Origin of the sequence: Nonlabens sp. YIK11, assembly GCF_001413925.1 — a bacterium.
In the GTDB taxonomy this organism is placed as follows: domain Bacteria; phylum Bacteroidota; class Bacteroidia; order Flavobacteriales; family Flavobacteriaceae; genus Nonlabens.
In genome coordinates this window covers 2,205,297-2,217,564 of sequence record NZ_LBMJ01000001.1, presented here as the reverse complement: position 1 = coordinate 2,217,564, position 12,268 = coordinate 2,205,297, and the positions used below count along the sequence as shown (strand labels likewise).

The window sequence follows — 12,268 nt, the reverse complement described above, 5'->3', positions numbered from 1 at the left end:
AAAGATGACACACATGAAAAACAACTATACAATCGGTCTGTTCCTAGCTTTTACCTTAGGTATGCTTTGTAAGGCCACTGCACAACAGGATCCACAGTTCACGCAATACATGTACAATCAAAAGATCATCAATCCTGCTTATGCCACTGGCAACCAGCAGGAGATCAATTTGGGAGCTTTGTACAGATCTCAATGGGCAGGCATTGAAGGAGCGCCTAAAACGGCTTCCTTTTTTGTTCATTATCCAGTAAATGATCGCATCGAACTGGGCTTATCCTTTACCAATGATGATATTGGTAACGTAGTTACTGAGAATAATATCTATGCAGACTTTGCGTACATACTACCTGTTTCTGAACAAGGGAAATTATCCCTTGGTTTAAAAGCTGGAGTGACATTATTTGATGCAAATTTTGATGGCTTCACCCTACAATCTGGTGGTACGGATACTGATATTGCCTTTAGGGATAACATCAATCAGACATTCCCTAATGTTGGTGCTGGAGCTTTCTATTATACCGATAGGTTTTATGCAGGATTATCGGCTCCAAATTTATTGACCACTACACACCTAGAAAATGATAATGGTGTACAGTCAACAGGAGTTCAGGATATTCATTTATTCTTGACCAGTGGTTACGTGATGGACCTCAATGACGAAATAAAACTAAAGCCAGCCTTCTTACTACGAGGTGTAAAAGGAGCACCGTTAACACTAGACCTGACGGCTAATGTGTTGTTTAATGAAAAATTTGAAGCTGGTGTAGCCTATAGATTTGGAGATGCGGTTTCTGGACTGGTCAATTATAGAATAGCGCCCAACTTGAGAGTTGGTTATGCCTATGATTATACTGTAAACAATCTAGGGAATTACAATACAGGTTCCCACGAGATCATGCTACTCTTTAATATACAATCAAAAGTTTGGGACAGAGGTTTTGACCGTTCCCCAAGATTCTTTTAATAAGACACCGAGACATTATGAGATTACGAATTACAATTCTGCTCATGGGGCTATGCACCTCATTTTGCGCCCAAGCACAAGAGCTAAGCTTGAAGCAAACCAATAGGCTTTATAAAAATCAAGCCTATGTTGAAGCCATCAAAAATTACGAAAACCTAAAGCCTACCACTGAGGTACTTAAAAAATTAGGGGATTGTTATTACTATGTTGGTGACATGGATAAAGCAGCTTTTACTTATTCCAAAGTAGAAGATAAAGGTGGCGTTATAGAAGACTATGATCGTATTTATAGATATGCACAGTCACTCATGGCAATCAAGGATTATGACAAAGCAGATAGCTATATGCTTTATTATCAAGGTCAATCGTGGAATACCAGAGAATTCCTTAAAGATCTTGAGTTAAGCACGCCGCACACTTTCAATGTTAGGCCTATGGCAAACAATGGTTCCAATAGCGATTTTGGGATGTCTTTTATGGGTAATGATAAAGTAGTCTTTGCGTCTTCTAGAAATAAGGAGCGTCCCATTTATGCCTGGAACGGACTGCCCTATTTGGATTTATACACGGCAACTTTAGATCGCAACGGTTCCTTGAAATCTGTTGAAGCTTTTGAGGCCGTCAACACAGATTTACATGAAAGCAATGCTGTATTTAACCAAGCTGGTACGGTTATGTATTTCAATAGAAATAATGAGGAACGCGTCAAGGTAGACGGTATGCCTGTTTCCAATATGCAGATTTTTAGAGCAGAATTGGTTGACGGTCAATGGACCAATATTACTTCGTTGCCATTTAACGATGAGACCTATAGCAATCAACATCCTTCTTTGAGCAAAGACGGTTCTACCTTATACTATTCCAGCAACATGCCTGGTGGTTATGGAGAGTTTGATATTTACAAAGTGGACATTCTTGGTAATGGAACCTATGGCGAACCAGTCAATTTAGGCGAGGATATCAATACCCAACACCTGGATCAATTTCCATACATCAGTGGCACTAATACTTTGTATTATGCGACCAACGGTAAACCTGGATTAGGTGGTCTGGATATTCATAGAAGTGATATGGTAAATGGTACTTTTGAAAAACCTATCAATTTAGGATCTACCATCAATAGTTCAAGAGACGACTTTGCCTATATCGTTGATGAGAACCTGGATAGAGCCTGGTTTTCATCCAATCGTAGCGGTACAGATGTGTTGTATGAGTCCTTTCGTGAAGAAAATATGCTGGATAAATACGCCGTTGGCGGTGTTGTGAAAGACAGCATCACCAATAAACTACTTCCAGAGTCGCTGGTTTCCCTTCTGGATGAGCGCGGTACGGTTATCGACGATGCTATCGTGGGAGAAGATGCCCGTTACTTTTTCAAGATCAAACCTAATAGAAAGTATACCATTAGAGGAACTCGTAAATTGTACATACCTCAAAACGTAGATTTCTCTACAGATAAAAATGGAAAAATAAGCCATGATATTTTACTGACCTTACTTTCTTATGACGATGCAGAAGATATGATCAGACAGGACCGTAAAGGTGATACTCAGGTAGAACTGGACCAGATCTTCTTTGACTTTGATGAGTCCGTTATCAAACCGAAAGCTGCAGCAACGCTGGATAATTTAGTGGACATTTTGAATAAATATCCAGAAATGGAAATCGAGATATCTTCTCACACAGATGTACGTGGCCCGGCAGAATATAATTTAGATCTATCGAATAGACGCGCCGCTGCTACTCTTGAATACATCGTGAGTAAAGGAATTGACAGGGATCGTTTGAGAAGCATTGGTTATGGTGAAATGCAACCTTTAAACAAATGTGTTAACGAAGGCATGTGTACTGAAGAAGAGTACCGTTTGAATAGACGAAGTGAGTTCAAGATCCTGAATTAAAAGCAGTTTCCACCTATAAAAAAATCCAGATGGCATTCACCATCTGGATTTTTTGTTATAGTCTGTTGATGAGTTCGCTTTCGCGCCTGCCTGCCGGACAGGCAGGAAAGCGAATTCCCTAAAAACTTTATCGCTTCAAAGAAAAATGGCCGGTCACTTCCCTATTGTCGTAAATGATGCGATACCAATAATCTGTACTGGGCAATGGCTCGTTGTTGAAAGTACCGTTCCAGCTGGGATCTGTCGCCGTCATGACTTTTAAAAGCTTCCCAAACCTATCAAACAACTCTACACGAGCGCCAGGAAATGCAGCAAGATTGCCTACTTCCCAGACGTCGTTGAATCCGTCATTGTTGGGTGTGAAAAATTGGTTGATGCCCAACCTATTGAAGGTTTGAGTTACCGTGGTACAGTTTTGCAAATCGCTTACTTCTACCACAGCCTGTAACACGCCAGTAATATCTAAATCATTGCTTCTTTGGTATGGACCGTTGTTGAATCTGTACTGGAAATCACCGTCATTGGTGATGACTGTGAGTATGTTTCCGTTTTCCTGTAATTCCAGGATTTGAGGCGCATCGATGGTGCTAATCGTAAAAGTTGCGGTAGACGAGCATCCATTGGGATTGGTGACTTCTACGGTATACGTGCCAGCACCAATTACCTGTATGGTGGGCGTGCGTTCGCCCGTACTCCATTCATAGGTCGCCAGGCCAGTAAATCCAGTATCCAAAAGGACATTCTCATCTGGACAAACCACTAAATCCTGACCACTCACCACTGGAGGATTGCTTACCGTAAAGTCGATAGCAACTCTATTAGAACTCACACATCCCGAAGCAAAATCTCTGGTTTGGGCATAATAGGTTCCAGTTTGGGTTACCTGCAACGTATTACTGGCAGACTGTAAAAAGTTACCGCCAGTAGCTGAATCGTACCAGTCCACGACAAAACCATTGGCTACGCTCACTTCAAGAGTTGCGCCTTCTCCAGCACAGCTCACGACATCATCTTCTATCGGTGTTGGTTCGGGAACGTCCACTACCCTATATTCAAAAATATCAGAAAAATTGGCGCATTCTGTTCCAATGAGATTCACGGCGTCTTCGGCGATTTTTACCCGATAAAACGTCGTCGCTGTCAATGTTGGTGAAGTGAATGAGTTTCCGTTTTCACCATTGATGTCCGTAAAATTTTGTCCATCAGTACTGGTTTGCCATTGATATTCAGGGCTATCATAAATGGATTCGCTGGTGTTGATGGTCAATGTAATGGCTTCACTGGGATCGTTGATGCATCTAAAAGCTTCCGTGTCGTTGTTTGCGTCTTCCAACTGCACCACGTCACCACAAGTACGGAACACGATATCGTCAATCGCAAGATCATTACCGCAGCCGCCATCACCTTCATTGATCATCTTTAAGATACATCCATTCTGACCTGCTGCTGTGGTGAAGGTCAATCCGTATTGTATCCATACGGGTTGGTTTTCTGCAAACCTGGGATCCATGACGCCTTGGGCAAGCCTGTTGGTATCGGTCACGTCCCATATTTCAAAACGCACCTGCACGGGTACCTCACGACCAGCACATACATTGTTGGAACCGTTAAGCAAATTGATGATCCAAGCGCTAAATTCATAGTTGGTATTCTCGCACAGTCCGTTTATGGTCGTTTGGTAAAATTGGTCAGAATCAAAGGAAGCATTAACAATAAAGGCCTTTCCGTTAGCATCACCGGTATGATCACCTACATTATGAAAGCTACCCAGCTGCTGCAAATTACTGGAAATCGTGTACTGACCGTCTTGCGTATTGGAGTTCACAAAAGTATAGCCGGTTTGAACCGCTGTCAATGGTGGACCGCTCGTGGTTCCACTGCCAAAGGTTTCGGTAAAAATTGCTTCACTGGATGCACCAGAGCAAAATCCTAATTGCGCTTTCGCGAAAGCGAAACTTCCCACCATCACCACAAAAAATATCATCTTTTTCATATTACGAAGATAATAGAACAACATTCATTTTGAGTTGGCGGCTCTAACCATCAATCATCACTCTTTTTCCCGACGTGAAGTCAGGAAATAATAGCTAAAGTGATTTAATCAAATGATTCTAAGACATTTGAAATTGTAGGGGAAATCCGCTTAAGTTTTACTGCATTTTTGCTGAATTCTCAATAACCTTAAATAATATGTAAATCAATGCTAAGAATTGATTAAATTAGGGATGAGATCCTCATCCGCAAAGTATCTTTAATCAAAAACATACATTTATGTCCATAAATTTCAACTACCAACACGTTACAGGAAGCCAAGAATTAGAGGCTTATACCGCTGAAAAACTTCAACCTATATTTGATCGCTACAACTGGGTCACCAGAGCAGATGTATTTTTTAGATTAGAAAATACTTCCAGCCGTGAAACCGGTATGATCGCAGAAATACGCCTAAGCGCACCTGGACCTAGACTTTTTGCCGAAGAATCACACAATACCTTTAAAGAGTCTGTAAAGAAAGTCGTTGCCCAACTCAAAACACAATGTGAGAAGCGCAAGGCAGATATGATAAATCACTAGGATGGTATCAATTGCAACAGACGAGCACGAGATAACGCTTATCTACAACAGCGACATCAAGAATCATAAGGAGATCTTTGCCTATGCAAAATCTGCTGACGATAATTTGAACGCTATAGACGTTACCAAACAAAAATTGACGGGCACTTTTTTCACAGAACTCGCAGATCTATTAGGTATACAAGTTAAGGACCTAATCCCAACAGATCATAGTGCTTTTGTACAAAAACATGGTGAGCACGTGAAACTGGATAACGACGGTGCTATCAAAATTCTACAACACGAACCGGATATGTTGATTTACCCTATTGCAGTCAAAGGCAAAAAAGCCATTGTTGCAAAACTTTATGGTGATATCACTCAATTTTTTGACACAGATACGGCAGCGGTAAACATACCGTAAGATTGTATCTTTGTACACAACTAAGGCTGTAGAGGAATCTTTTTCTTTTACAGCCTTCGTTTTTAAATTCTACTATTTATGATTGTTTGGGTTTCTTTCATCATTCTTGTGAGCATTTTCCTAGTGCTCGACTTATTTGTTTTTAATCGCAAGGCACATGTGATTGACACCAAGGAAGCCTCAAAATATACCGCACTTTGGGTAGGAATTGCTCTGGCATTTACCGGTGCCGTTTACCTCATTTATCAAAACGGCTGGATCGCAAATCCGGATGACCTCACGGCTTCCAATGCTGCTCTTAAATACGTGACAGGTTATTTGATTGAGTTGTCCTTAAGCATCGATAACATTTTTGTCATTGCCGTTATCTTCAAATCCTTCTCCATACCTTTAAAATATCAGCATCGCGTTCTATTTTGGGGAATTGTAGGTGCGCTTGTCTTTAGAGCACTCATGATATTGTTTGGCGTGGCATTGATTAATGAGGTAAGCTGGATGACTTATGTTTTTGGTGCCTTCCTATTGTATACGGCCTACAATATGTTGACCTCGCATGATGAGGATTTTGATCCAGAAAAGTCCTATGTGTATAAATTCGCTCGCAAGTTATTTCCAGTAACCAACACGCTTGACGGACAAAAAATGTTTGTCCATAAAATGGGGAAACGGATTGCTACACCTCTATTCCTTGCCTTGATCGTTATTGAGCTAACCGATATTTTATTTGCGCTGGATTCGATTCCTGCGATTTTAGCGATCACTGCAGATCCATTTTTGGTTTTCTCCAGTAATATCCTTGCGATCATGGGATTGCGTAGCATGTACTTCTTCCTATCCAACTTACTTGATAAATTCCAATACATACATTACAGTCTGGTGGTTATACTTGCCTTTGTAGGTATCAAGCTCATTTTAGTGCACCATGTCGAGTTCCCAGAATGGCTTTCTCTTGCGGTAATCATTCTCGCTTTAGGCTTAGGAATGCTCTTTTCAAGTCTCAAACCTACCGACGAAAAAGATCGACAAAACGTTAAAGAGTCACTCAATACCGATAAAAAGCCCTAAAAAGTGTTAAAACACCCGTTTATCGATATTTAGGTGTTTTTAGTCGGTATATTAGTATCAAATTATTTTAATATGGTACACTTCAACTATAACCACTTAACTAGAAGCAAAAAACTGGAGGAGTTTATTACTGATTCTTTAGAAGAGCTTATGGGAGAGGACTCTCACATCTCTACAGTTTACTGCTTTCTAAGTCGAACTTTTGACAACCGAGACAAACTTATCAGCACGCTTAAGATGCAGATACGTTTGAAGAGCAATGACAGTGTGGTCATCGAGCAATCTGGTACAAATTTCAAGAATGCCTTTAAAACGATTAAACCTGAATTAGCCTTCATGTTTAATGAACAACAGCGCCAGATGGTAGCATCTGCTTAAAAAGGGATACAGGTTTCCCCTAAAAACCTGACCTTTTTTAATAGTTGTGACTGTACTGGGACATTGATTAGTGCAAACACTTAACTACTTTACATTGCCTTAGACTTACCTCTACATTAATCGAGGTAAGTTTTTATTAGCTAAAAATAAAAGCCACGATCCTATAGAATCGTGGCTTTCTTCATTATAAAAGGTTTCTTGTAACTATCTAACACCCAAAAGATCACGCATCTCATCTGCCGTGACGGACTTGCCGTAAACCTTATGATCCACTTCCATGTCTTTAGTAGCGGCAAGATCACCAACATATACGGGATCAAAACCTATATCGCGTATCAACTGTTCGGTCGTTTGTTTACTGGTTTCATCTTGAGCTGCAAAAGGAATTGCTAGCTTATCGCTTTCGCGAAAAGCGCGTTCCTTTAAGTGCTCAGCATGAATCGTGTTGAAAGCTTTGGCCGTGCGAGCAGTATTGAATCTAGTCGCCACATACTCACTGCTGTTTAAATTACCATCTCTCACTTCTTGAGCCATTTCTCCATCTCTATCCGGATATGGATTTGTAGCATCAATGATCACCTTGTTTTTGTACTCACCAGCATATAACTCGGCAGTTTTATCTACTGCCCAGAATGGTGTAGCTAGTAAATAAGCATCAGCATTAGCTTCCCAAGCCTCTGCGACGCTTACCGCTTTTGCATCGCCACCAGCATCGCGTACTAAGTCATTCAACTCCTCAGGATGCCTACTGGAGAACAATACTTCATGACCTGCTTTGGCCCAATGCTTTCCTAGATTACCACCTATGTTTCCACTTCCAATTATTCCAATTTTCATATCAGCTATTTTTTAATAATTAATAATCTTTTTGTCTAGGTTGCCACGTTAATGAACTCATTAATAAGAGGTAAAACGCGATCGCATGAATTATTTGTGACGGTAAAGCTGCCCAGTTTTCGATGAGGCATGTTCCTATCATAAGAATTCCCATCAAAGCGATACCAGCTGCTAGGGCATAACGTATGACCTTCCATCCTATCAAGATTCCTATTCCTACTAACAGTTCTGCAAGAGGAATAAAGTATCCGGCAATAAGTGATGGCGTTCCTTGCAATAAAGTATCTGCAAATTCTGCACTAATCCCATCAGCTACCTGAGTTAGTTTAGGTATTCTAACTGCGCCATGAATCAAAATGCTGATTCCCATCGCAAGTCTGAAGCTGTGATAAGCAAGTTTCTTATTAGACATAAAAAGCCGCTTTTACGATTCGCTTACATCTGCGCGCTCGACATAATCTCCATTAAAGACAAATTCATCTTGCTTTTTGCGTTTACGCTCGCTTTTCTCTTCTTTTTGTAAATCTTCGGGAACATCGCTCACTTCTCCACCATAATATCCTGCGGCAATGGCGGTAGCAACGTGATAGGTATCAGGAAATTTAAATTCTTTGAGAGCTTTTTCGTGATCTAAACCTGCCATTTGATGAATAGCGATTCCCATACTCTGTGCCTGGATCGCCATGTTAGCACTAAATTGACCTAAATCATGTAAAGCATGAAAGTTATCCTTACCATCTGGAGTTTTTTTGTCGAAAACACCTAGCATCAGTACTGGAGCATTTTTAGCCCAACCTTGGTTGAATTCAACCAACACATTCATGATGCGATCATAGGCTTCGCTACCTTTCTTTCCCCAAACGATATTCCAAGGTTGCCAATTATTACTACTAGCTGCCCATCGACCGGCTTCAAATAAAGATTGGAGATCTGTATCACTTACGGGAGTATCTGCAAAAGCTCGTGGACTCCATCGATTTTTGATGAGATCGTGGATCTCATGATCAGTTGGAGTTTTTTTTAATACGTCAGTCTTAGGATCGCTCATAGCAATGTTTTTTAAGTTAGTTTCTTAAAAATACAATGCTATAAAAGGATCAATGCACGTTTAAGAATACTTAAACACGCATTTGGATGGATTTAACGATAGCGGTTGACTAGGCGCTGTTTCTACTGGCGTTGATGTTACCGTAAAGTGATCTCGTCACTAATCGCTCGTAGATTTTACGATCTTCAGAATCTTCCTGACCCATTTCCTGGATGCGTTTCAAGGCAAATTGCTGTATGGTCAATAATGGCAATACAATGTTTTCCCTAGCCAAAATACTGGCTTTTCCAGCAGGTTCGTTTTCCATTAATTCCTTCATGCCAGATAGTTCCAGCATTAAGGCTTTTGTGCGTTTATATTCATCGTGAATTAACGTCCAGAACGCTCCATATTCTTCATCATCTTGCATATAGGCAGTTAAACCAAAGAAAGACTTGGTCAAGCTCATCATGCTATTATCCAGTAATGTACGGAAGAATTTAGAGTGCTTGTACAAAGCTTCAACCTCACTCCATTTCCCAGCTTCCTTCATCTTTTCTAATGCTGTTCCTACACCATAAAAACCAGGTACATTCTGTTTTAATTGGCTCCAGGATCCCACAAAAGGAATGGCCCTCAAGTCCTTGAACTTAAGCTCGCTACTGCTACCGCGTTTGCTGGGTCGGCTACCTATATTGGTCATCGCATAATACTTGAGCGTACTCATGTTTTCCAGATACGGTAAAAACTTAGGATGCTGCTTAAAAGCCATGTAAGTTTCATAACTATAGTCTGCCAGCGCATCCATGGTAGCAGCTTCTTCCGCTGTAAAATCATTTTCCTCGCTGTTGTAGATCGCGTTGGAAACTCCACTACTTAAGAGCTGCTCAAGGTTGTATTGACAACTCTCGAGCGTTCCAAATTTAGAACTAATAGTCTGACCTTGAACGGTTAACTGTATTTGTTTGGATTCAATCTTACTTCCCATAGAAGCATAAAACTGGTGTGTCTGTCCACCACCACGCGCTGGTGGTCCACCACGTCCATCAAAAAATATTACCTCGATACCAAATTCACGACTTACAGCCGTCAATGCTTCCTTAGCCTTATAAATACTCCAATTGGCCATCAAGTATCCACCATCTTTGGTACCATCGCTAAAGCCCAACATGATATGCTGTTGGTCTCCACGACGTGTCAAATGCGCTCGATATTCCTTGTTTCCGTACAATTTGCGCATCACATCTGGTGCATGGACCAGATCTGGAACGGTTTCAAATAATGGAACTACATCAACCGCTGGGTGGTGCATTCCACACAATTTGAGCATTGCATAAGCTTCCATAATATGCAGGATCGTCTGCGTATTTGAGATGATGTAACGATGACAGGCTCTCTCGCCATTACGTTCCTGGATGGTTTTAATCGCCCTAATGCTACCTATGGTGCGTTTCGTATAATCATCGTCCAGGTCATCTTCGGTCAGGTCGCCGCTAACGATTGCCAAAGCCTCCAATTGTTCTGGCTCTGATAGATCCTGATAGTTGTTGGGGAATTTCGCTTTCGCGAAAGCGAACAATTCATCAAACACCTGATCATGAATACTACTGTCCTGACGTATATCCAAGGCAGAAAAATGAATCCCAAACAACTGAATCTTATTGATGAGCGATTGAAGATCTGCAGCAAACAGCCCATTGTGACGCTCTACTACCGTTTTCTTGATGTCTTCCAGTTCCTTTTGCAAATCTGCAGCTGTGAAGTCCAACACACCTTCAGTCGTAATAGCTTCATAACATTGAAGCTCTAGTTTTTTGAGCGGTTGCTCCACGCCCTTGAAAGTGAGCCTGCGACCTAATTTTCTCAGGTCTCTATAATAATTTTTAAATATAGTGGAACGTAGCTTCTGTGCCACGTTAAGCGTAATATCTGTGGTTACAAATGGATTTCCATCACGGTCACCACCTGGCCAGAATCCAACTTCAATAAGTGCATTTTCAAAATCTTGATTATCGGGAAAATTGATTTTAATATAATCGTAGATGTTACCCATCGCATAGTAAAACACGTTCTCCAGATACCAAACGAGACTTGTCGCCTCGTCAAAAGGAGTTGGTTTCTCCTTCTTGAAGAATGGCGTTTTCCCCAATTGCGAAAGTAGCAATTTGACTTCCATAATATCATTGCGAGTCACTGCAGCGCTCAAATCATTGATGATTCCTAACACAGATCCCGGATAGAATTGCGTTGGGTGCGCAGTAAGCACTGGCTTGATCTTAAGTTCCTTAAGATACTGAATCAACTCTGCTTCCTTTTTGTGTTCAACAGCTTCTTCTTTGATGCCTCGCAAGGTACCACGGCCATCTAGGTTTTGTACGGTAGCAAAAGCTGCATCTTCAATCGCATCAAAGAGCACCACTTGACGCTCGATGTACTGAATAAAGCTAAAGAGCAATTGTTCCTTTTCTTCCTTCGTGGTATCTCGCATGTAGCGGTCATAGAAATACTCCACAATTTCGGTAGGGTTTTTCTTAAGCTCAAATCCTTGTTTACAAATCGTATGAAACAAAGGGAGCAATCCACCAGTGTTGGAAATGTTATCAAAAGGTAGCGTCATAAAAATACCGTTGAATATGTGGTATTTTGAAGCTACTTCATTCTCGAATCGTTGTAGTTTGGGTAGTCGTGCCATAGTACGCTAAGGTACTACAGCACATCTTGATTGCCGAATATATACTTAAAGATTACGTTAAATATTGTAGATATACGTACTGAATTTCAGTTTTTCCAAAGAATGTATAGCCAAATTATGGAAAAATGATTTTGGCAATTGATAATTTATCAAATTCTAAATTTCAAATCAAGCCGTTTTCTTCTGCACGATCCGTATAGCGTCGTTGACGGTTTGCATTTCTTCCATGTCTTTTTCATCCAGTGTGATATCAAAAGCATCTTCAACATCTAGGGCCACGTCTACTAGATGGGCGCTATTGATGTTTAAATCATTCATTAAGTGACTGTTTGGCTGGATTGCGCTTGCATCAACATCTTGAGGCAAATAGATTTTTACGATGGAATAGAGTTTGTCCTGTATTTCTTCTTTAGTCATCTAGCTTTTT

Annotated in this window: 12 protein-coding genes; 6 read left to right on the top strand and 6 right to left on the bottom strand. The window is 40.8% G+C overall.

Annotated features, from left to right (window positions below):
• Nucleotides 1–13 precede the first annotated feature (13 nt).
• Nucleotides 14–964 (top strand): type IX secretion system membrane protein PorP/SprF, encoded by a 951-nt coding sequence (locus AAU57_RS09945; RefSeq protein ID WP_055412768.1) that lies wholly within the window; start codon nucleotides 14–16, stop codon nucleotides 962–964.
• Nucleotides 965–981: 17 nt separating this feature from the next.
• Nucleotides 982–2,865: an OmpA family protein gene (locus AAU57_RS09940; RefSeq protein ID WP_055412767.1), complete on the top strand. Its 1,884-nt coding sequence runs from the start codon at nucleotides 982–984 to the stop codon at nucleotides 2,863–2,865.
• Nucleotides 2,866–2,992: 127 nt separating this feature from the next.
• Here the strand turns inward: AAU57_RS09940 and AAU57_RS09935 are convergent, their stop codons facing one another.
• Nucleotides 2,993–4,858 carry a T9SS type B sorting domain-containing protein gene (locus AAU57_RS09935; protein ID WP_055412766.1) on the bottom strand — a complete coding sequence of 622 codons (1,866 nt, stop codon included), beginning with the start codon at nucleotides 4,856–4,858 and terminating at the stop codon, nucleotides 2,993–2,995.
• Nucleotides 4,859–5,136: 278 nt separating this feature from the next.
• Here AAU57_RS09935 and AAU57_RS09930 point away from each other — a divergent pair, with 278 nt between their 5' ends.
• The 4 genes from AAU57_RS09930 (at nucleotide 5,137) to AAU57_RS09915 (ending at nucleotide 7,285) form a co-directional block, all read left to right on the top strand.
• Nucleotides 5,137–5,439: an HPF/RaiA family ribosome-associated protein gene (locus AAU57_RS09930; protein WP_055412765.1), complete on the top strand. Its 303-nt coding sequence runs from the start codon at nucleotides 5,137–5,139 to the stop codon at nucleotides 5,437–5,439.
• Nucleotide 5,440: 1 nt separating this feature from the next.
• Nucleotides 5,441–5,842, top strand: coding sequence for an arsenate reductase family protein (locus tag AAU57_RS09925; RefSeq protein WP_055412764.1), 402 nt, complete (start codon nucleotides 5,441–5,443; stop codon nucleotides 5,840–5,842).
• Nucleotides 5,843–5,920: 78 nt separating this feature from the next.
• The gene (locus AAU57_RS09920) at nucleotides 5,921–6,907 is read left to right on the top strand and encodes a TerC family protein (RefSeq protein WP_055412763.1); all 987 of its coding nucleotides are present in this window, start codon (nucleotides 5,921–5,923) and stop codon (nucleotides 6,905–6,907) included.
• A 72-nt stretch (nucleotides 6,908–6,979) separates the two neighbouring features.
• Nucleotides 6,980–7,285, top strand: a complete 306-nt coding sequence (locus AAU57_RS09915; RefSeq protein WP_055412762.1) for a hypothetical protein — start codon at nucleotides 6,980–6,982, stop codon at nucleotides 7,283–7,285.
• 204 nt (nucleotides 7,286–7,489) lie between these two features.
• On the opposite strand, the gene AAU57_RS09910 is transcribed toward AAU57_RS09915, so the two are convergent.
• From AAU57_RS09910 to AAU57_RS09890, 5 genes are all read right to left on the bottom strand, one after another.
• Nucleotides 7,490–8,122: an NADPH-dependent F420 reductase gene (locus tag AAU57_RS09910; RefSeq protein ID WP_055412761.1), complete on the bottom strand. Its 633-nt coding sequence runs from the start codon at nucleotides 8,120–8,122 to the stop codon at nucleotides 7,490–7,492.
• 19 nt (nucleotides 8,123–8,141) lie between these two features.
• Complete coding sequence (locus AAU57_RS09905) at nucleotides 8,142–8,534, bottom strand: hypothetical protein (protein ID WP_055412760.1); 393 nt, start codon at nucleotides 8,532–8,534, stop codon at nucleotides 8,142–8,144.
• A 12-nt stretch (nucleotides 8,535–8,546) separates the two neighbouring features.
• Nucleotides 8,547–9,170: a nitroreductase family protein gene (locus AAU57_RS09900; protein ID WP_055412759.1), complete on the bottom strand. Its 624-nt coding sequence runs from the start codon at nucleotides 9,168–9,170 to the stop codon at nucleotides 8,547–8,549.
• Between the two features lie 109 nt (nucleotides 9,171–9,279).
• On the bottom strand, nucleotides 9,280–11,841 hold the full coding sequence (locus AAU57_RS09895; protein WP_055412758.1) for a phosphoenolpyruvate carboxylase: 2,562 nt from the start codon (nucleotides 11,839–11,841) through the stop codon (nucleotides 9,280–9,282).
• Nucleotides 11,842–12,009: 168 nt separating this feature from the next.
• Entirely contained in the window at nucleotides 12,010–12,258 is a 249-nt protein-coding gene (locus AAU57_RS09890) for an acyl carrier protein (protein WP_055412757.1), read from the bottom strand.
• Nucleotides 12,259–12,268 lie beyond the last annotated feature (10 nt).